This window comes from Halobellus marinus, from assembly GCF_032113415.1.
In the GTDB taxonomy this organism is placed as follows: domain Archaea; phylum Halobacteriota; class Halobacteria; order Halobacteriales; family Haloferacaceae; genus Haloquadratum; species Haloquadratum marinus.
In genome coordinates, this window is record NZ_CP134946.1 from 858,104 (window position 1) to 879,506 (window position 21,403).

General features: G+C 62.7%; 15 protein-coding genes and 1 pseudogene. 3 read left to right on the top strand and 13 right to left on the bottom strand.

All coding sequences use genetic code 11. From position 1 onward, the window contains the following. Positions 1-54: 54 nt before the first annotated feature. The 6 genes from RJT37_RS04375 to RJT37_RS04400 form a co-directional block, all read right to left on the bottom strand. Positions 55-2,208, bottom strand: coding sequence for a hydantoinase B/oxoprolinase family protein (locus RJT37_RS04375; RefSeq protein WP_313688116.1), 2,154 nt, complete (start codon positions 2,206-2,208; stop codon positions 55-57). Next, positions 2,205-4,313 carry a hydantoinase/oxoprolinase family protein gene (locus RJT37_RS04380; protein WP_313688118.1) on the bottom strand — a complete coding sequence of 703 codons (2,109 nt, stop codon included), beginning with the start codon at positions 4,311-4,313 and terminating at the stop codon, positions 2,205-2,207. Before RJT37_RS04380 ends, RJT37_RS04375 begins: the two co-directional genes overlap by 4 nt. Before the next feature lie 59 nt (positions 4,314-4,372). After that, positions 4,373-5,917: an amidase gene (locus tag RJT37_RS04385; RefSeq protein WP_313688120.1), complete on the bottom strand. Its 1,545-nt coding sequence runs from the start codon at positions 5,915-5,917 to the stop codon at positions 4,373-4,375. Between the two features lie 60 nt (positions 5,918-5,977). Further along, complete coding sequence (locus RJT37_RS04390; protein WP_313688122.1) at positions 5,978-6,979, bottom strand: agmatinase family protein; 1,002 nt, start codon at positions 6,977-6,979, stop codon at positions 5,978-5,980. A 75-nt stretch (positions 6,980-7,054) separates the two neighbouring features. Further along, the gene (locus RJT37_RS04395) at positions 7,055-8,041 is read right to left on the bottom strand and encodes an ABC transporter permease (protein WP_313688124.1); all 987 of its coding nucleotides are present in this window, start codon (positions 8,039-8,041) and stop codon (positions 7,055-7,057) included. A 2-nt stretch (positions 8,042-8,043) separates the two neighbouring features. Next, positions 8,044-9,150, bottom strand: a complete 1,107-nt coding sequence (locus RJT37_RS04400) for an ABC transporter permease (RefSeq protein ID WP_313688126.1) — start codon at positions 9,148-9,150, stop codon at positions 8,044-8,046. A 148-nt stretch (positions 9,151-9,298) separates the two neighbouring features. Here RJT37_RS04400 and RJT37_RS04405 point away from each other — a divergent pair, with 148 nt between their 5' ends. The 3 genes from RJT37_RS04405 to RJT37_RS04415 are packed head-to-tail and all read left to right on the top strand — an operon-like array spanning position 9,299 to position 13,118. Continuing rightward, positions 9,299-10,162, top strand: a complete 864-nt coding sequence (locus RJT37_RS04405) for an FAD binding domain-containing protein (protein ID WP_313688128.1) — start codon at positions 9,299-9,301, stop codon at positions 10,160-10,162. Positions 10,163-10,164: 2 nt separating this feature from the next. Beyond that, positions 10,165-10,668, top strand: coding sequence for a (2Fe-2S)-binding protein (locus tag RJT37_RS04410; protein WP_311173405.1), 504 nt, complete (start codon positions 10,165-10,167; stop codon positions 10,666-10,668). After that, positions 10,665-13,118 (top strand): xanthine dehydrogenase family protein molybdopterin-binding subunit, encoded by a 2,454-nt coding sequence (locus tag RJT37_RS04415; RefSeq protein WP_313688130.1) that lies wholly within the window; start codon positions 10,665-10,667, stop codon positions 13,116-13,118. Before RJT37_RS04410 ends, RJT37_RS04415 begins: the two co-directional genes overlap by 4 nt. A 109-nt stretch (positions 13,119-13,227) precedes the next feature. Here RJT37_RS04415 and RJT37_RS04420 read toward each other — a convergent pair whose 3' ends face one another. The 7 genes and pseudogenes from RJT37_RS04420 to RJT37_RS04450 form a co-directional block, all read right to left on the bottom strand. Next, positions 13,228-14,748 (bottom strand): amidase, encoded by a 1,521-nt coding sequence (locus RJT37_RS04420; RefSeq protein WP_313688132.1) that lies wholly within the window; start codon positions 14,746-14,748, stop codon positions 13,228-13,230. A gap of 135 nt (positions 14,749-14,883) precedes the next feature. Further along, positions 14,884-16,005 (bottom strand): BMP family ABC transporter substrate-binding protein, encoded by a 1,122-nt coding sequence (locus tag RJT37_RS04425; RefSeq protein WP_313688134.1) that lies wholly within the window; start codon positions 16,003-16,005, stop codon positions 14,884-14,886. 145 nt (positions 16,006-16,150) lie between these two features. After that, positions 16,151-17,596 carry an NAD(P)(+) transhydrogenase (Re/Si-specific) subunit beta gene (locus tag RJT37_RS04430; protein ID WP_313688136.1) on the bottom strand — a complete coding sequence of 482 codons (1,446 nt, stop codon included), beginning with the start codon at positions 17,594-17,596 and terminating at the stop codon, positions 16,151-16,153. Between the two features lie 3 nt (positions 17,597-17,599). Then, entirely contained in the window at positions 17,600-17,881 is a 282-nt protein-coding gene (locus RJT37_RS04435; protein ID WP_311173400.1) for an NAD(P) transhydrogenase subunit alpha part 2, read from the bottom strand. 18 nt (positions 17,882-17,899) lie between these two features. Next, positions 17,900-19,129, bottom strand: coding sequence for a Re/Si-specific NAD(P)(+) transhydrogenase subunit alpha (locus RJT37_RS04440; RefSeq protein ID WP_313688138.1), 1,230 nt, complete (start codon positions 19,127-19,129; stop codon positions 17,900-17,902). A 195-nt stretch (positions 19,130-19,324) separates the two neighbouring features. Then, positions 19,325-19,699: pseudogene (locus tag RJT37_RS04445) on the bottom strand (IS4 family transposase); the annotation flags it as partial. Positions 19,700-19,767: 68 nt separating this feature from the next. Further along, positions 19,768-21,381 (bottom strand): ABC transporter ATP-binding protein, encoded by a 1,614-nt coding sequence (locus RJT37_RS04450; RefSeq protein ID WP_313688140.1) that lies wholly within the window; start codon positions 21,379-21,381, stop codon positions 19,768-19,770. Positions 21,382-21,403: the final 22 nt, after the last annotated feature.

The window sequence follows — 21,403 nt, forward strand, 5'->3', positions numbered from 1 at the left end:
GCCGCGAACGATTTATAATTACTGTCCGACGCCGGACGTGCGCCGGGACCAGAGCTACACGAGCCGGCTCACGAGGTACGGATCGTCCCGTTGTGCGACCTCGACGTCGAGCAACCTGGCACAGCCGCTGCACACGAACTCGCGGAGACAGAACTCCTCACCACCCTCGTGGTTCTCGCCGCTGTCGGAGAGTGGACGCTCGTTCACCACCACGTTGTTCTTCCAGTTGTCCTCGACTCGGCTGAGGACGGTATCGCAGTCCGTACACGCCACGTACCGTTCGTCGTCGGCTCGGACGATTCGCAGGCACTCGCCGAGTTTCCGGTCGGTCGCGGTTGCCCCGGTCACATCGAGGGGCGACGCGTCCGAGCCGTCCAGTCTGTCGGCCCTGATGTCCTCGCGCGCTTGCTCGACGGAGCCCGCCAGTTGTCCGTCGTCGTCGACCGGGACGCCGTACACCTCGCACGCAGACCGGGGCGAGACGGTGCCGTTCACGACGTCCTCGACGACGTCCTCTGGGTCGCGTTCTAGCGGGTCACCGTAGCCGCCGCTCCCCGGGAACCGCAGGTAGAACACGTCGTCTTCGCCGAGCTCGTTGACGCCCCAGCGGCCGTCTTCCCGGTCGGTGTCGAGCTCGTCGTTCGTCGGCGGGAACGGCATCTCGTCGGTATCGAGACCCGCGTCCCGGAAGAACGAGTACTCGATGGTACTGCCGGGGTGACCGCCGAACATCCCGTTCGATGCGGGGACGTCGACCGCGCGACCGAACGTGACAACGTCTATCTTGTCGGCCTCGTCACCCACCGGCGTCACGGCGTACTCGTGGCCGACGCCACCGCGATTCGACCCCGGACCGCCCGAATCGGGCACGAACTGCCGGTAAAGGTACATCAGCGGCAACACCGCTTCGTGGCGCTCGGCGTTACCCCATCGGGCCACGATGTTGGGAATCTCGCCACCGAGTTCGACCCCGTCAGCGAACCGTCGTGCACCGCCAGCCCCGGCGAAGGTGTCAGTCAGCGCTTCGACCTGGGTCGTTCCCCCTTCGGTGATCTCCAGCATAACGTGCGCGTGTGAGCCGTGCCAGACGCCAGTCGCGCGGTCGGCGTACTCCTCGCTGGACCCCAGCATCTTCGAGACGCACAGCGTCGAGAGGTTGTTACAGACCTGTAGCGTCGCGACGGTCGCGATGGATATCGGCGCAGGTCGCTCGGCGTTGACGATGGTCCCCTTCGGAGCTTCGACGTCAACCACGTCGATGATACCGTCGTTCCAGGTCATATCCCAGCACAGCAGCGGGAACACCGGCGCGAACACGCCCCCGACCGTCGCGGTCAGGGTACAGTTCAGTCCGTACTCGCTCTGTTCGCTGGTACCCTCGAAGTCGAAGGTCAGCGAGTCGCCTTCCTTCCGGAGCGTGACCTGAACCGTGAAGTTCTCGTCTTCGGGGGCCGAGTCGACGTACTGTCGGGCCTGCCACTCGCCGTCGGGAAGGTCGAGCAGCCGTTTCTTGAACTTATTGCGCGACTGATTGATGAGTTCCCGGCCCACGTGTTCGACGGTGTCCGGGTCGTACTCGTCCATCAGATCTCGCATCCGGTCTTTAGCGACGTTGTTTGCGGCTATCTCCGAACGCAGGTCGAGTTCCACCATTCCAGGGTCGCGGCTCATATTGAGGATGGTGTTGAGCGCGTCCTGGCGCATCTCGCCACCTTCGATGAGTTTCAGACCCGGCGTCTGGAACCCTTCGTGAAAGACGCTCGTGGAACTCGGGGAGAACCCGCCGGGGTCGGCGGCTCCGATATCGGCCACGTGAACGAAACTCGCCGAGAACGCCTGCAGCTCACCGTCATAGAAGATCGGGCTGATGATGTAGACGTCAGGGGGATGCAACGCCGCAGTATAGGAGTCGTTGAGGACGAACATATCGCCCTCTTCGACGTCATCGCCGTACTCGTCGATGATATGTTTGGTCGCCTCCGATGCCCCGAGGTAGTGGTGGAGGAACCCGACGCCGCCGGTCAGCAGGTCGCCCTCGGCCGTGTACAGCGCGACCATCAGGTCGTGTCCCTCGTTGGTATTCGGCGCGCCGGAGACTCGCTTGAGCGCCTCGACGGCCTCGTCGGTCACCCGTGCGAGCCGGTGTTTGATTATCTGGAACGTGACCGGGTCGATGCCTTCCAGGGAGGTGTCGATGTCTGAACTCATTGGTCGTCACCTTCGATGTCGATGTAAACGTTCTGATAGCGGTCCATTCGTGCGACGTCGCCCGGATTGACCACGATCGTCGTGACCGGAGTCAGGATGACGCCGGGTTCGTCGATGACGTCTCCAGGTGTCAAATCGGTGAAATCGTAGACATTGCCGTCGATGATACCACCGGCCTGCTTGAAGTACATCTCTTTTTCACCCACGATGGCGTCGTCGACCGAGGAGTCTGTGAGTTCGTGTTCGTTGAACTCGGGCATCGACATCGGCCCGACGCCGCGGACCCGGAACTCGGTCATCTCGATACCGCCTTCCTTGAACGCCGAGCCCTCGCCGTACCGCTTCTCGTACAGCGTTTCGAAGCGGTCGATGGTCTCGTCGACCTCACTCTGGTCGAGTTCGCCACTCGTCTCTATCGGCGTGACGAGTTCGTGAACCTGCCGCTGGTAGCGCATACTGATGGACCGTTCGATGGTCATCTCCTCGGGGTCGAAGCCCTCCGCGGTGAGTTTGTCGCGGGCCTCCGATTCGAGGTCGGCGAAGATGCCGTTGATACGGTCGGCCTCGAAGGGCGGCTTGACCTGCCGAACGTCTAAGTGTTCGTGCGTAACGTCGGTCGAGAGCAACCCGAGCGCGCTGTTCACCGAGGCGGTGTACGGGACCAGCACCTCGGGAATGTCAAGCATCCGGGCGTAGGAAGCGGCGTGCATACCGGCCGCGCCGCCGATTGACACGAGCGTGAACTTGCGGGGGTCGATTCCCTTTTCGACGGTCATCTCCCGGAGCAGGTCCGCGACGATGGAGTTTATGAGTTCGTAGATGTCCGCAGCGGCTTCGACCGGAGACTTGCCCAGCGGGTCCGCTATCTGCTCTTCGAATACGTCATGAGCCTTCGCCGGGTTCATTTCCTTGTCACCGCCGAGGAAGTACTCCGGTGCGAAGTACCCCTGAATCATATCGACGTCCGTCACTGTCGGCTGTTCGCCACCGCGTCCGTAGCAGACCGGCCCAGGGTCGGAACCGGCGCTTTCGGGCCCGACGGACGGAACGTTCGTGCCCTCTTCGAGGGAGATTATGCTCCCGCCCGCCACAGCTATTGAGTTGATGTCCCGTTTCGGGAACTGGTAGTGGTACCGTCCGACCATCGGTTCGTCGGCGTACTCCAACCGGCCGTCGTTGATGATGCCGACCTTGAACGTTGTCCCGCCCATATCCGTCGAGATGACGTTCTCGATGTCGCGTTCCCCTGCGACGAACCGGCTTCCGAGCAGCCCGCCGACCGGACCCGACTCGATGAGTCCGACTGGTTTCTCGATGGCGTCCCGACGCGTCACCAGACCGCCGTGAGCGAACATAAGGAGGATGAGTCCGTCGAAGCCGTAGTCTTCAAGCGTCGTGCCGAGGCTTTCCAGGTACTGTTCGGTCGTCGGTCCCAGGTAGGCGTTGAGAACCGTTGTCGCGGTCCGCTCGTATTCGCCCATCGTCGGCGAGATGTCATTCGACATAGAGACGTACAGGTCCGGATACCGCTCCTGCAGAATGTCCTTCACGCGCTGCTCGTGTTCCGGAGCGGTGAACGACCAGAGGAAACAGCCAGCCATCGCTTCGACGCCGTCGTCGACGAGGGAATCGACGGCCTCGACGACTTCCTGCTCGTCGAGAGGTTCGACGATCTGCTCGCGATAGGTTCGCTCGGAGATGCCGGCGACCCGCTCGCGCGGGATGAGCGGGTCGGGCTTGTCGGAGTTGACGATGTCTTTGACTTCCTCGAACGGGAGTCCCGACCAGCGACCGTAGCCGCCACGCGTCGCGTGGAGTGTCTCTTCGAACCCCTTGGTTGTCAGCAGGCCGGTCTCCGCACCCTCTCGCTCGAAGAGCGCGTTCTCGCCGACCGACGTTGCATGCAGGAACAACTCGGTGTCCTGCAGGAGTTCCTCTAGCGTCAGGTCCATCTTCTCGGTTGCCGTCCGCAGCGAATTGAAGATGCCCTCCGAGAAGTCCGGATAGGTCGTCAGGTCTTTGCCGATCACGACCCGCCCGTCCTCGTCCATAACTGCTGAGTCAGTACACGTTCCGCCGATGTCAGTACCGATTCTGTATGTCATACTTCGTATCCGGGTTGCCGTTGCACGTTGACTCGCACTCCTGATAGTTGCATCGCTGTTCAGTAGGACCGCTCGCGCCAGTCGGTGCTCCGCTCGAAGGCGTCAGCGACCGATACGACCGTTCGTTCGTCGAAATGGTCGCCGACTATCATCATACCGATGGGCAATCCGTCGCTCGTACCACAGGGGATGGACAACGCCGGATGGCCGGTCATATCGAACGGCATCGTGTTGCGCGTCCGGCCCTCTTTCCCCTGGGCTCGGTTGACGACCTCCTGGCGGGAAAGGTCTTCCTCCAATTCGAACGCCGTCATCGGTGTCGTCGGCATCACCAGTACGTCGTACGTCTCGAGTTGCTCGTCGTAGGCGGCGGTCAGGTCCTCTCGGAGGTTCTGCGCTTTGCCGTGGTATCGCCCGTAGAACTTCTCTTTGAGGTATCTTCCGAGAAGGCACTTCAGCTTTACCGTCGGAGCGAACTCGTCTGCCTGTGCTCTACGTGCCTTGCCGAACGCCTCCGCGAAGTCGGTATTGTAGTGGCCGTCAACGAAGTACCCGGTGTTGTCGGCGTCCCACATCATAGCCGCCTCTTCGTTCTCGACGGCCAGCCAGACGAAGAAGCCGTCGACGTGCCACGGAATCGACACTTCCTCGGCCGTAGCGCCGAGTGATTCCAGTTCTTCGACGGCCGCGCGGACGCCCTCGTTGACAGCGGCCTCGCTGCCCTCGAACTCGAACCCTTCACGGACGACGCCGATTTGGAGGTCTTCGATCGGCTCGTCGAGTGCGTCGGTGTAGGCCTCCGTTTCGACGGTGGTCTGGCGCGGGTCCCGCGCGTCTTCGCCGGCGAGCACCTCCATTGCGCGCGCGACGTCCGTGACGGACGTCGCCATCGGCCCAACGTGATCGAAGGAGTGGCCGAGCGGGGCGACACCACGGAACGAGACGAGACCGTGGGTCGGTTTGAACCCGACGCACCCGCTCCAGGAGGCAGGCGTTCGTAGCGACCCCGCCTGGTCGCTGCCGATGGCGATGTCGACCTGTCCGGTGACGACTGCCACCGCGGACCCGCCGGACGACCCTCCGGCGAGATGGTCGTCGCTGAACGGGTTCAAGATTGGACCGAACGCCGACATCTCGCCGCTCCCGGAGACCGCCATTTCGTCCATATTCGTCTTCGCCGTGATGGTAGCCCCCGCGTCGAGCAATCGCTCGACGACCGGCGCGTCGTACTTGGGTCGGTACCCCATCAGCACCTTTGAGGCACACGTCATCTCGACGTCGGCGACGGCGATGTTGTCCTTGACGCCGACTTCGTACCCCGACAGGGGGCCGTCTGCCTCGCTCCCGACATCGCAGTACGTGATGATGGCGTTTTTTGGGTCTTCGTGCTTGCCGGCCCGATAGCCCGGGTCCCGGCTCGCTGCGGTTCGCGTTTCCGTTCTGTCGGAGAGTTCCTCGATACGCTCGCAGAACCCCATCTTCGCCTCGATGAGTTCGAGGTAGTCTTCGAGTTCCTCCTCGCTCAACTCGAAGTGATAGAGGTCCGCGATGTCGCGGAGCTCCTCCCGAGTCGGTGGTCGCACTACAGGTGGCAGGTGTGACACACACTAACTGCGTAAAACGAAAATATAAACCTTCTGTCGTTGGCTGGGGGGATCCCCTCGTCAGGAACAGTTTTCGGTCGCGGCGGTGCCGGTTCCCGGGGCGTGTGATTCCCCTAGAGCGTTCGCTGCGAGACAATCGACGATGCTGCGGACCGCCATCCGCGACGTGATTCCGGCCGGATCGAGCTGGGGAGATGTCTCGACGACGTCCATAGCGTCGATGCCTTCGCTCGCGACGGTCCCGAGTATTTGTAGTAACTCTCGCGCGCGCAGGCCGCCGTTGGTAGGGACGCCGGTACCGGGTGCCGCACTCGCGTCCAGCACGTCGATGTCAAGGGTCAGGTACAGCCCGTCAGAACCGTCGGTGGCGGCGTCGACTGCGTCACGAGCGACTTCGACCGGTCCGCGTCGAATCACCTCGTCGAGGGTGTAGAGGTTTATGCCGCGTTCGTTGGCCCATTCGAGTTCGAACCGCGGGTTCGTCGGGCCGGTCAACCCGACGATACTGATATTCTCTGGGTCGAAATCCGCTTCATCGACGGCACGCGCGATGGGACAGCAGTGGTTGTACCTCTCGCCTGCCACGTCCGTCGCGGTGTCGAAGTGCGTGTCTATCAGGACGAGACCCGGGTCGTCTCTATGGTCCGCGAGCGCACGAACGCCGGAGACGGTCGTAACGTGGTCGCCGCCGACCATAACCGGCATCACGTCCGCTTCGAGCATCCGGCTCATATGCGTCGCACCGTGCTCGAGGCTCCGGGCTGCGTTGCCCGGTATCACCGGGACGTCGCCACAGTCGGCGAACGCGTAGTGGTCCCTGAGGTCGGTGTCGTACTCGAAGTGGTAGTAGCGCGTCTGCGAACTCGCATCGCGTATCGCGCGTGGACCCTGGTTCGTCCCCGTTCGAGAGATGCAAGTGCTGTCGAAGGGGAATCCGACGACACCGACGTCCGCGTCGGTCGCTGCCAGCGCGTCGTCGTCGTACACGTCAAGTTGGTCTGCTCCCATGAATGTCGCGACGCCGCTATCGAGGAATGCGGCGTCCGGTCGCTGGTCTGCCATTGCGTCCCGTACGTCCCGCCGCGACAGGATAAAAGTAGGTGCCGAACGCGCTCGCGTACCGGGGGTGACAGACCGCTACTCTAGCCGACGATACGGCTGCGCCAGCGCCGACGGCCCACCGAGCCGTTCCTTGAGCGTACCACGCGAGGCCAGCACCAGCACCAACACGGTCGCGATGTAGGGATACATCGCCATAATGGTCGGGTGCGTCAGGAACTCGACGATCGGCGCGCTGCCGACGTCGATGGCCTGGATGCGAATCGTCAGTGCGTCGAGGACCGCGAACACGTACGCGATAGCGAGCATTCGGAAGGGTTTCCACTGGGCAACGAACACGAGAGCGATGGCGATCCAGCCGCGTCCTGCGGCCATACCGGCCGACCAGAGACCGGTCAGCGCCAGCGAGAGGTGCGCACCCGCGAGTCCGGCGAGCGCACCGCCGAGCATCGTACTCAGGTACCGGAGCCGGTCGACACGTACGCCGGCGGTGTCGGCCGCCTCCGGTGCCTCGCCGACCGACAGTATCTCCAGTCCGAGGTTGGTCCGGAACAGGAAGTACCACGTTATGGGGACGAGGGCGATGGCGAGGAAGTCGGTTGCCGCGTTCCGGAACAGAACCTCGCCCACAACCGGAACCTGAACGAGGTACTGGCCGACGAGCGGGAGCGTCGTCTTCGGCATACCCTGGATGGTTTCGCCGGTGTAGGGCTGGCCGAAGAACGTCGTTGCACCTATGCCCAACAGTGTAATCATTAGGCCGCTGATGACCTGATTGGAGTTCAGCGACACACTGAGGAACGCGTGTAGTCCAGCCGCGAGGACGCCGATGATGACGCCCACCGCGAATCCCAGGACGTAGCTCCCCGTCGCGACGACAGCGATGAACGACCCGAGCGCGCTGAACAGCAACATCCCCTCGACGCCGAGATTCAACACGCCGGATCGCTGGGTGATGAGCTCACCCAGTCCGGCGAGGATGAGTACCGTCGACGCGCGTACCGTCGCGTCGAGCAATCCGACCGCGGCTCCACTCGTTGCCAGTGGAAGGACTAATTCATACATAATTAGGACTCCTTGCCGACCACGTTGACGAACGGGAGGTCCCGTCCGAAGTTGCGCTCAGTCTCGACGTAGACCTCGTAACTACGGACGAACTCCGCAGTTATGAGAAAGAGGATGACGAGCGCCTCGATGACGCTCGCTAGGGCCGCCGAGACGCTGAGGGCCGATTGCATCTGCAGACTCCCCACGATGAGGATGGCGAAAAAGAATCCGGCCAGGGCCGTCTGGAACGCGCCACGTCGGCCGAGCAAGGCGATCGGAATCGCCGTCCAGCCGTATCCCGGGCTCCACTGGGAGGTCAGCCGTTGCTGATTGGCGGCTATCTCGACCATACCGGCGAGTCCAGCGAACGCGGCACCGAGCGTCAGGACTATCACGTAAATCTTGAACTTCGACATTCCCGCCTGTCCGGCCGCCTCGGGATTCGACCCGGTCATCGTTATTTCGTATCCCAAGCGCGTCCGGTTCAACAGTAAGTGCAACAGGACGGGTACAACCACGAGGAACAGGACTCCAACGTGGAAACCCGTTCCGGGTATCGTCGGGAGCAGGGCCCCAGTCGGTAACGACTCCGACCGGGGGAACGCGCCGGCGCCACCCTGCATCGGTCCGTTTATCAGGTACTCGTTGACCTGGATGGCGATGAAGACGCTCATCAGCGTCGTCAGGATCTCGTTGACGTTCCACTTAGCGCGGAGAAACGCCGGCACGAGCGCCCACAGCGCACCGCCGAGGAGACCGCTGAGGACCATTACCGGCAACAAAATCGGTGACGGTAGACCGAGATTCAATCCGACCCAGGTACCGAAGATGCCACCGAGGTATATTTGTCCCTCTGCACCGATGTTCTCAAGTCCCGCCTTCAAGGGCAGAAAGACAGCGTAACCCGCAAGGACCAGCGGGACCGCCCGAACGATCGTGTTCGTGATCGTGTACGGTGTCGTCAGCGTGTCGATGAACAGTATGGAGTACGCCTGGAAAGGGTCGACACCGGTAAATGCCAGCGCGATACCGCCGACCGCCAGGGCCGCGACGACCGTCGCTATCTGAGTGGTGACCGAGAGCCACCTCGGAACGGACGTTCGCGAGGATAGGTACACTCTAACCATCTAATCGCCACATATCCGTACACTCTCTTATAGATGTGGGTGTCATTGCCAGTCAGGAGGACCGCCGAAGTCCCAGTAGCTCTGTCATCCAAGACGCCCGCTCGCACGCAATAATTATATACTGGTCGCAGTACAAGGGTAACTCGATGTGCCAGAGATAAAATATGCGAACCCAGAGACGGTCGAAGAGGCGTGTTCGTTACTGCACGAACACAAGGAGGACGCGGCCATCTTGTCGGGTGGACAGTCGCTACTGCCGATGCTCCGTCAGCGCGTCGGCTCCTACGACAAGGTCATCGACATCAACGACCTGCCCGACCAGGATTACATCGACGTGACCGACGGCGAAGTGCGAATCGGCTGTCTGAGTAGACACCGTGACGTCGCAACCGCCGAGGCCGTCGAGCGTCACTGTCCGGTACTGGCGGAGGTCGCTGCCCAGATCGGCGACGTTCAAGTACGCAACCGCGGGACGTTCTGCGGAGCCGTCGCCCACGCAGACCCGTCCGGCGACCCGCCGGTGATCGCCACTCTCCTCGACGCGACCATCGTCGCCCGCAGTGCCGACGACACGCGGACCTTATCAGGCGACTCGTTCTTCCACGACTTCTACGAGACCGCACTGTCGAAGGACGAACTCGTGACTGAAGTTCGGTTCCCCGCCCTGTCTGCGAACGAGGGGGCGGGATACGAGAAGTACGAACCGACGGAAGGAGCCTACCCCGTCGCGACGGTCGGGGCATACCTCTCGCTGTCCGACGACGGACAGATCACGGAGGCACGCCTCGCGACCGGTGCACTCGAAGCCGGACCGACGCCGATGGAAGACGCTGCATCCCTCCTCGAAGACAGGCAACCGACGGACGAGGCCCTGACGGAGGCGGCCGAGCGGCTCGGCGACGACACGATGCCGGTCGACGACTTCGAGGGATCGGCCGAGTTCAAGACGGCCATCAGCAAGAAACTCGCGAAAGACGCACTCAAGACGGCGCGCGACCGCGCCCAGCATTGATGATGAGCACCGAAACCGAACCGAGCGCCAACGTCACTATCGAGACGACGCTCAACGGTACCGAAGTGGAACAGACTGTTCCGGCCGGGACGCTGTTGTCGGCGTTCCTCCGAAACCACGAATACCTCACGGGGACGCATCGCGGTTGCGAGACGGCCAAGTGTGGCGCCTGTACGGTCCTGGTCGACGGCGAACCGGTGAAATCGTGCAACCTGCTCGCCGCGCAGGTCGACGGGAGCAGCATCACGACCGTCGAGGGTCTCGCCGACGGTGAAGAACTTCACCCCGTCCAGCAGGCTTTCTGGGATTGCCACGGAAGTCAGTGTGGCTACTGTACGCCCGGGTTCGTGACGAACGCTGTGGCACTGCTCGAAGACAACCCTGACCCGAGCGTCGACGAGATACAGGACCACCTGGCAGGGAACATCTGCCGGTGTACGGGCTACACGAAAATCATCGAGAGCGTCCAGGAGGCCGGCGACCGGATGGACGGTGATGCACCATGAGCAAGCAGAAACAGCGTGAGGTGACCGAAGACCAGGACGAGGAGATCAAAAGCGAGGAATCCGAGACCGAGTGGGTCGGCGAACGCGTCAACAGCTACGATGGTAGCCGGTTTGTCTCCGGCCACGGTCGCTACGTCGACGACATCCAGCGGCCGGATATGCTCCACGCCTACTTCGTGCGGAGCCAGTACAGCCACGCGAAGGTCCTGGACGTCGAAACCAGCGAAGCGGAGGCCCACCCTGGAGTCGAACTCGTCTGGACTCACGACGACATCGCTGACAAGGTCGAGGAACCGTTCGGTTATATGCTGCACGACGAAGAAGTGCTCGCGTCCGACCGCGTCACGTACGCCGGTCAGGAGGTGGCCGTCGTGGTGGCGAACGAGCGGGACGTCGCTCAAGAGGCTGCGGACCTCGTCGACATCGAGTACGAGCGACTCGATACCATCACCAACGTCGAGGATGCGCTGGCGGACGATGCGCCGCTCGTGCATCCAGACCTCGACGCCGACCCCGAGAACGATACCGACGGAAACGTGGCCTGGTCCGGCCAAGTCGAAGTCGGCAACTACGAAGACCCACTGGCCGACGCCGACGTCGTGGTCGAGGACACCTTCCAGACGAACAAGACTACGCCCGCGCCGATGGAACCTCACGGCTGCATCGCCGACTACGACCCCGCGACCGGGTCGGTCGAACTCGTCTCCTCGACGCAGATGCCACACCTGCTGTCCGTGGAGATTTCGGAGGTCCTGAAGAACTTCGAACAGCGGGACATCACCTGTCGGCTTCCCGACGTTGGGGGCGGTTTCGGCATCAAGCTGGACCCATATCCCTTCGAGATCTGTTCGATACTGCTGTCGAAGGCAACACAGCGCCCGGTCAAGCACGTTCTCGACCGACTCGAAGAGTTCACCGCAGGTCGCGGTCGCTCGCCGGAAGAACTCGACGGTCGGCTCGGCGTTACCGAGGACGGCAACATCGTCGGTATAGACGTCGACCTGCTACAGAACACGGGAGCGGCCGCCGCATACGGCGTCGCAGTCGCCTACTCCTCAGCCAACTGCGGCCAGGGGCCGTACCTGATTCCGAACCAGCACTGGCGGACGAAGGTCGTCTACACCAACGAGATGCCCACGACCGCAGTCCGTGGGTTCGGCGACCCACAGGTCACGTTTATGCGCGAGCAACTCATCGAGATGGCAGCCGAAGAAATCGGTATGGATGCCATCGAACTCCGCCTGAAGAACACGCCGCGTCAAGAGGACATGCCGATGCGGTCGGACGCGGGCCACATCTGGCGCAACGCCGACCAGGTCACCTGTCTCAAAAAGACCCGCGAGATGATAAACTGGGACGAACACCGCGGCGGCAGCAAGACGCGAGACGGGAAGCTCCGCGGCGTCGGGATGGGTACTATTATGAAACGGGGCGGCAACAAGTCTGCCTCCGGTGGTGACTTCGACGAGGCGGTGGTGAAGATGAACCGGAACGGTGACGTTACCGTGTTGACCGCCATCGCGAGCATCGGCCAGGGAACTGAGACCGGCATCAACCAGATGGTCGCGGATACCCTGGGAATCCCTATCGATCGCGTCGACGCGGTGCGCGGTGACACCGACGCCACGCCCGAAGGGCTCGGTGTATGGGCGGACCGCGGGACGATTATCGGTGGCAGCGCGGCCGCACGCGCAGCCGAAGACCTCGCGGAGACGCTGAAGGCGGTCGCCGCGCATATGCTCGACGTGGATCCCGAGGACGTTCGTCTCGGAGACGGACGAGCTTACGATGCCACAGATCCCGACACTGGCATCGAAATCGAGGACCTGGCGAACACCGCGATGCTCGGCAACCCCGAGACCCTCGGTCCAGAGTCCGAGCGTCCGGAGATACTTCAGAACGGCATCTCTCTCGTCGGTCGCGGCAAGTACCAGAGTCAGGAAGTCGAGTTTGTCGACCCCGACACCGGGCGCGGGAACGTCGCGCACAGTTACACCCTCGGGGCGCTGGCGATCGTCGTCGACGTCGACCCCGGAACGGGTGAGATAGACGTCGTCGACGTCGCCATCTGCGAGGACGTCGGCAACGTCATCAACCCGAAACTCGTCGAAGGACAGGTGCAGGGTGCCATCGTCCAGGGGCTCGGCGAGACGCTCTACGAGGAGTACGCCTACGACAACAACGGGAACCTGATGAACGGGTCGATGATAGACTACCATCTCCCGACGGCCGCGGATGTGCCGCTGGTCACCAAGATCGAGGAACTCGAAAACCCCGATCCGACAACCTCTCACGGCCAAAAGGGCGTCGGCGAGTGCCCGCTCGTCCCAACGTCCGCGGCGGTAGCCAACGCCGTCTACGACGCCACCGGCATCCGGTTCACCGAGTTGCCACTGGCCCCACACTACGTCCTTCCGGCGCTCGACGACGCTGGGCTGCGAGAAATATAACGCCGACGGCCGTACGCGTCCGTCGCCCGCCTTCGCGGAAGGTTCCGTTTTTTTTCGGTTCTTCGTTTCGCCGTACTCGCACCGACGGACAGCTACGCGTCCCCGTCGGTCACTCCGATGCGTCTCCGTCGGTCGCGGATTCGAGCGCGTACGCCGCGTTCAGAACCGTCGCGTCGTCGAAGTGTGACCCCACGAGTTGCAGCCCGACCGGGAGTCCATCGACGGGCGCGACCGGAACACTCACTGCCGGGTGGCCCGTGGCGTTGAACTGACATGTGTTTGCCAGACTCCCCCAGGCGTCGTCGATGAATTCGAACCGGTTCTGATCGGGAACGTACTCGTGTGGCAACTGTGGTGTCGTCGGCGTCGCCAGGAGGTCATACTCCGCGAGGTGGTCGTCGTATACGTCCCGCACGGTCCGCCGCAGGTTCATCGCCTCAGCGTAGTACTTCGAGTGATACTCCTCGGACGCGTACGCCCCGATCAACAGAGTATACTTGACGCTCGGAGCCAGGTCACCACCCTGTGCGCGACGGAACTTCCCGAACGACTCCACCCACGAGGTGTCGTACCAGCCCCACCAGTTGCGTCCCACGCCCTCCCCGCGGAACGCGGCGACGGTCCCCTCGTTGAGTGCAACGGTGTAGATGTCGACCGCGTCGTGGTGGATAGGAATCGATATTTCGTCGACGGTCGCGCCCGCCGACTCTAGGGTCGCAAGCCCGTCGCGCACGCTATCGTTGACTGCTTCGTCACACTCCGGCCGCTCGAACCCCTCCCGAACGACGCCGATAGCGAGGTCGTCGACATCGCCGTCGAGTGTCGCCTCGTACTCCTGTGTCGGCACCTCGTCGGGTTGGCGTGGATCGTCGGGGTCGCGGCCCGCCAGCACGGTCAGTGCCCGGGCGGCTGTCTCGACGTCTGGAGCGATCGGCCCGGTGTGGTCAATGGTGTTTTCGATGCCGACGATGCCCGTGTACGGGACCAGCCCGTGGGTCGGTTTGTGACCGACGACGCCGGTCCAAGCCGCAGGCACGCGGACGCTACCGCCCTGGTCGCCACCGATACCGAGGTCGACCTCGCCCTCCGCGACAGCGATAGCGCTGCCACCGGAGGACCCGCCCGCGAGGCGGTCATCGTCGTGTGGGTTCAGCGTCGGACCGAACGCGCTCGAATGCCCGTTGCCGGTGAACGCGAAATCGTCCATATTCGTCTTCCCGACCACCGTCGCGCCCGCATCCAGCAACCGCGAGACGATGGTGGCGTCGCGGTTCGGAACGTAACCCTCCATAACCTGCGACCCGCAGGTCATCTCGACGCCGGCGACGGCCACGTTGTCCTTGAGTGCGACGTCCCAACCTGCCAGGGGCCCTTCGGACGCCCCGACGACCTCACAGGCAGTTATCCAGGCGTTGTTGGGGTCCTCGTTGCGTGGAACTCGACAGCCGGTGTCGCGATCGCCGAGCGGCGTTCGCGTCGACGGGTGCGGGTACTGTCTGACGGTTTCGTACGCGTCCAGCCCCTCGGTGACGAGTGACTGGAAGTCGGCTATCTCCTCGTCGTCGAGGTCGAGATGAAGCTGTTCACCAAGGCGACGGATATCCTCCGCCGTCGGAGGTCGCAACGACATACTGCTCCCTACGACGACGACCGATATAGGTATTCCCCAACCGACGGCACGGTCTTCGGTCGGAGCGGTTGCTCGTCGAGAGACGACCGAAAGAATTGCACCGCGGTTTGTCCCGGACGCAGAGGGAACGCCGCGTTACGACTCCGGCACCGAACCTTCGACGCCTTCGACGTACTCGTTGGCGGTCCGGGCGATTTCGAGGTCGGATTTTCCCTCGAACTTCGACCCGGACCAGATGCTGCGATCGCCGTTGATGAGTTCTTCCCGGATGGAAGCGACCTCGTCCTTGACGTCCTGGGGCACTTCTGGCCCCCAATCGTCGAGTTTCACGCCGTTGTTCTCGAGACCGAAGAACTTCATTTCCGGTTGGCTCTCGCCGTTTTTCGCGGCCTTGGCCGTCGCCTCGAGGATGGGTGTCCAGTTCCACATACAGGAGGTCAGGTAGGAGTCGCCCGCGAACTGCCCGACCTCGTCCGCGTATCCGATACCCCACACGCCCGCCTCTTGCGCCGTTTTCAGCACGGAGGGCGAACTCTCGTGGTACGCCAAGACGTCGGCGCCCTGGTCGACGAGCGACCGCGCCGCGGCCTGCTCCTTCGGCGGGTCGTACCACGTGTTCGTGTACGTCGGGATCATCGTGATGTCGGGGTTGACCGACCGGGCGCCCAGCGTCATCGCGTTGAGGTCATTGATGAGCAACGAAATGGGGAACGCCAGTACGTAGCCGAGTTTGTTCGACTCCGACAACATAGCGCTGGCGACGCCGGTCAGGTAGCGCGCCTCGTGGAGCTTTCCGTAGTAGTACCCGACGTTCGACATATCGTCCTCGACGGTCGTGACACGCGAGGACTCGTAGTACGTGTCCGGATAGTCTCCTGCGACCTGCTTTTGGACGGGACCGTAGTCGAAGGTACAGCCCTCGACGATATCGAAGCCGCGTTCGCCGTAGTCTTGGAACACCGAACTGGCTTCGGATGCCGGGAGCTCGGTCACCGTCTCGGTCTGGTACCAGTCGTACTTCTCTTCCAGTTCCTTGCGTGCCGTTTCGTGTGACGCGACCCAGCCCTGGTCGCCGATAGGCCCGTTGTACACGTACGCCGCCCTGACCGTATCTGAGTCCGAATCGTCGCTACCACTGCTGGTCGTCGTGTCGTTATCGGTTGTCTGGTCACCGCTGCCGCCTTGCGTACATCCGGCGAGGCCGATGGCACCGACTGTGCCCGCTGCCCGAATGAATTGCCGCCGTTTCTGTGGCATACGGTACCACTGTTAATAGTCAACTATTTAAATTTGTCTCCGCCTCGACGGCACGCGAGCAGGCGCCGGACCCGTTCGGGGCGCACAGTCCGGCGTCGATCAAGGATGTTTCGGCACTCGCGACGGTGAAAACCGACGTCGGTTGCTAATTAGTGCTTTCCTTGTATTCGTTGACCAGCGCCTGCATCGACGCTTTGGCGTCACCGAACAACATACTCGTGTTGTCCTTCGCGAACAGCGGATTGGGAATTCCCGAGAAGCCTGGACTGAGGCTCCGCTTGTTGACGATGACCGACTGCGCTTCTGAGACGTTCAGTACGGGCATCCCCGCGATGGGACTGGAGTCGTCGGTGTTGGCCTTCGGGTTGACGACGTCGTTGGCTCCGGTGACGATGACGACGTCGGTCCTCGAGAAGGAGGGGTTGACCTCCTCCAGTTCGCGCATCTTCTCGTAGGGGACGTCCGCCTCCGCCAGTAGCGCGTTCATATGACCGGGCATCCGGCCGGCGACGGGGTGGATGCCGAACTCGACGTCGACGCCGTTCTCGTCGAGCAACTCGACCAGTTCGGCGACGGCGTGTTGGGCCTGTGCGACCGCCATCCCGTAGCCCGGGACGACGACCACGCGGCTGGCTGTCTCCAGCAACATCACGACCTCTTCGGGGGAGGTCTCGGTTATTTGCCCCTCGTAAATGTCCTCCATATCCTCGCTGTCGCCGTCATCGCCGTCGAGGCCGCCGAAGAGGACGTTCGTCAACGACCGGTTCATCGACTCGCACATAATGACCGTCAGGATAAGCCCGGAGGCACCGACCAGCGTCCCGGCGATTATGAGGACGGTGTTGTTCAGCACGAAGCCCGTGGTGGCGGCCGCCAGCCCGGAGTAGGAGTTCAACAGCGCGATGACGACGGGCATATCCGCGCCGCCGATCGGAACCACGAGGAACACGCCCAGCACCGAGGCCGCGGCGACGACGACCCAGTAGGACGGCACCCACGACGCCAGCGGCGGTTGGGTGCCCAGGTCCGGTCGAACCACCAGGAACAGACCGGCGACGACCGCCGCCGCCAGGAAGACGACCTTGATGGCGTGGCCGGCGGTGTCCCCCACCGGCGAATCACCCACCAGCCCGTGGAGTTTGCCGGCGGCGACCAGGCTGCCCCAGAATGTGACCGACCCGATGATGCCGGCGATAGCTGCCGTCGACGTCAGCCCGACTGACAGCGACCCGCCCGCTGCCAGCACGTCGACCAGTTCCGCGCCGGCGACGACTGCCGACGCGCCGCCGCCGAAACCGTTGAACAGGCCGACGAGCTGGGGCATCTCAGTCGTCTCGACGGTGATCGCCAGATACGCGCCGACCGCACCGCCGACCAGCAGCCCCGCCGCCAGCACTACCGGCGACAGAACCTCGAACCACAGCACGGTAATCGCCACCGCCAGGAACATCCCACCGGACGAGATGGCGTTACCGCGCGTGGCTGTCCGCGGGTGAGTCATATCCCGCAACCCCTGGATGAACAACACGCCAGCGACGAGATAGGCCAGTTGCAGGACCGACTCGGGCAGTCCCGCGAGCACGCCAGCCATAGGTCATCGACCCCCGTTGCTGAACTGATCGAGCATAAAGTGGCTCACCATATAGCCGCCGACGACGTTGATGGTCGCCATAACGACCGCGAGGAAGCCCAGCACCGTCGCCAACGTGGTCGACCCGGAGCCCGCGACCACGACCGACCCCAGGAGCGTGATGCCCGAGATGGCGTTGGCGCCGGACATCAACGGCGTGTGGAGGTTGGTCGGGATCTTCGTGATAATCTCGTAACCGACGAACCCCGAGAGGACGAACAGCGTGAGGTTCCCGACGAAGGTCATCGTTGCACCTCCAGTGACTCACTGGCCATCGGTCGCCCCTCCATCGGTCGCGGTGGAATCGGATTCCTCGTCTGGGTCCGGCTTCGAGTCTTCCTCGTCGGTATCCGGTTCAGTCTCGTCGTCGCGGTGTGGATTGCGTATCGTTCCATCGTGAGTCAGCAGCGTCGAGTCGACGATTTCGTCCTCGAAATCGAAGTGGAGTTCGTCGTCGTCGAGTATCGCGTCCAGAAAGTTCGCTATGTTGTTGGCGTACTGTTCGCTGGCGGTGTGTGCCACCCGTGAGGGAAGGTCAGTCGGGCCGAATACCGTCACGCCCTCGTGTTCGACGGTTTCGCCGGCGCGGGTGGGTTCGCAGTTGCCCCCGCTGTCGGCGGACATATCGACGACGACCGACCCGGCGTCCATATCGGCCACCATCTCGGCGGTCACGAGTTCGGGCGCTGGCGCGCCGGGGATGGCAGCCGTGGTGATGAGGACGTCCGAGTCGGGAACCACTTCCCGCATCGCCTCGCGCTGGGCGCGATAGAACTCTTCGTCCATCTCGCGAGCGTAGCCCTCATCGTCGCCCGACTCTTCCGTTTCGAGGTCCAGTTCGACGAAGTCCGCACCCAGACTCTCTACCTCCCGTTTGACCTCCAAACGGATGTCGTACGCGCGGACGGACGCGCCGAGGCGTTCGGCGGTCGCGATGGCCTTCAGGCCAGCGACGCCGGCGCCGATGACGAACACCTCCGCGGGCTGGATGGTGCCCGCGGCAGTCATCTCCATAGGGAACATCTTGGGCAACTGTTCGGCGGCCATCAGACACGCCTTGTAGCCGCCGAGGCTGGCCATCGACGAGAGGGCGTCCATACTCTGGGCGCGGCTGATGCGGGGCATCAATTCCAGCGAGAACGCGCTGACGTTCCGGTCGGCCAGCGTCGAGAGTGACGCCTCCTCGATCTCGTAGGGACCCAACAGCCCGACGACGGTTTGGCCTTCGCGGTACGCTGTCGGATCCGGCTCGCCGCTGGCAGCCAGTCCGTTGACCTGAGTAACTATGTTCGCGCGTGCGAAGACCGACTCGCGGTCGGGAACCACCTCGCAGCCAACCGCCTCGTAGGCGTCGTCGCTGTGATCGGCTCTCTCCCCAGCACCGCTCTGGACGACAACTTCGTGTCCACGTTCGATCAGTTCTGTGGCCACCGATGGGACAAGTGCGACCCGTCGTTCGCCGGGGTCCGTCTCGGTTGGGACCCCGACTAGCATCTGTCCCTCCGCTGACCGGGGTCCGGTTGCCGTCGATACCTGTCGGTCGTGCCGTACCGTCCACTGCGGGGACGGCTAGCTACTGCCTCCATGCGGGCGGCGATAGGCACGGAGGGGTATTCAACCCACGGTACCGATTCGGTGTTTCACGCGACGAAAATATGTACCGCGGCCACTAATCCTCACTTGAAGGTTACAGCTCGGTTGCGTAGCAGTAGCGAGCGTCTCTTGGGAGATCGGTCGCTGCTTATGGATCTTCTGCGCGTCTTCGATCAGCCGTTCAAGTAGTGGCGGAGGTAAGTAGCCAAGGTGCTCACCGAGTTCGTGGACTAAGGGCTGGCGGGCGACCGAATGGTCGCCGTCCAGCGCACGGTTGAAACAGGATCGCATCAGCCGCCTGCGCAGTGACCAGATCCAACAGATAACGGCGTACAAGCCGCGACAGTATCACTGCATACAGCAAGATCTTCACCACGTGCTCGTGTCGAACTCCTCCAGTACGTACCGCGACTTCAACTCACGGTACATCTGGTTGTACACAGACTCGACTTCCTCATTCCTCTCGAAAAGAAGCCCCGATGAGCGACCGCCGTACATCGATTCGTCTCCTAACTAAAGACGGATGATGTGCCGCGGCATTACTCGTCTACCGTCGCGCCGGTCATATAGTACCCAAGTTCCTCCGGGTCGACGTTCTCGTTGGGCGTCGAGTGGACGATTTCGCCTTCGTACATCACGACCAGCCTGTCGCTGACGTTGATCAACTCGTCGAGGTCCTCGGAGACGTAGACGATACCTGCGCCGTCGTCGCGCTGGTCGAACATAATCTCGTGGATGAACTCGATGGCACCGACGTCGACCCCCCGGGTCGGCTGGTTCGCCACGATGAGGTTCGGCTCCCGGGTCAACTCGCGACCGAGGATGAACTTCTGGAGGTTCCCCCCTGATAGGTCCTTCAGCTTCGTGTCGACGTTTGGCACGCGGACATCGAACCGGTCGACGATATCTTCGGCGTAGGCACGCGCCTTCCCGTAATCTATACCGAGACCGATACTGCCGTCGAATTCGTCGGTGTCGTACACCTTCAGGATGCCGTTGTAGGTGAGTGTCTGTTCCGGAGCGCACCCGTGTTTGAGGCGGTCTTCGGGGACGTAGGCTACGCCGTTTTCGATGAAGGTCTTCGTCGACTCGCCGGTGAGTTCGGTTCCCGCGATTGTAATCGTTCCCTCCTCCGGTTCACGCACGCCCGCCAGACACTCGCTGAGTTCCAGCTGGCCGTTCCCGCTCACGCCAGCGACGCCGACGATTTCACCACTCCGGACGGTAAGGTCGAGTCCACTGAGTGCCTCGACGTCCCGCGCGTTCGTCGCCCGTAGCCCCTGCGCCGTACAGACAGGGTCGCCGGGCCGGGCGGGTTTTCGGTCGAGTTCGAACAGCACCTCCCGACCGACCATCATTTCGGCCATCTCGTCGGTCGTGACGTCGGCCGTCTCGACGGTTCCGACGACCGACCCGTCGCGCAACACCGTCACGCGGTCGGTAATCGATTTGGCCTCCTCCAGTTTGTGCGTGATGAAGATGATGGTCATCCCCTGTTCGGTCAGCGATTCGATGGTCTCGAACAGCCGGTCGACCTGTGTGGGCGTCAAAACCGCCGTCGGCTCGTCCAAGATGAGGAGGTCGATGTCGCGGTACAGGGCCTTCAGCAGTTCAACCCGCTGCTGTTCACCGACGTCGAGTTGCCACACCTCGTCGGTCGGATCGATTTCGATGCCGTATCGATCGGCGATTTCTTCGGTGCGCTTCTGTGACCGGGTTCGGTCGATAGTGAATATACGACCGAGACGGTTCAGCACGCTCAGTGGCCCGGAGCCGTCGAACTGTTCGTAGGACTCCCGCAGCCCCAGGATGATGTTCTCGGCCACCGTGAGACTCTGTACCAGTTTGAAGTGCTGATGCACCATCCCGATTCCGTGTTCGATGGCGTCCTGGGGGGAATCTATCTCGACGGGTTCTCCGTCGAGTTTGATTTGGCCCTCGTCCTGGTGGTAGAGCCCGTACATCGTCTTCATCAGCGTCGACTTCCCCGCACCATTCTCGCCGAGCAGCCCGTGTACCTCACCACGTTCCACGGAGAAGGAGACTTGGTCGTTCGCGACGACACCTGGAAACTCCTTGTGAATCCCGTCGAACTCAATGAGCGGCGTACTCTCGGACGTGTCTTCTGGCTGTGTCACGCCAACTCTACCCATAGCTCCAAACTAACCGTGAGGG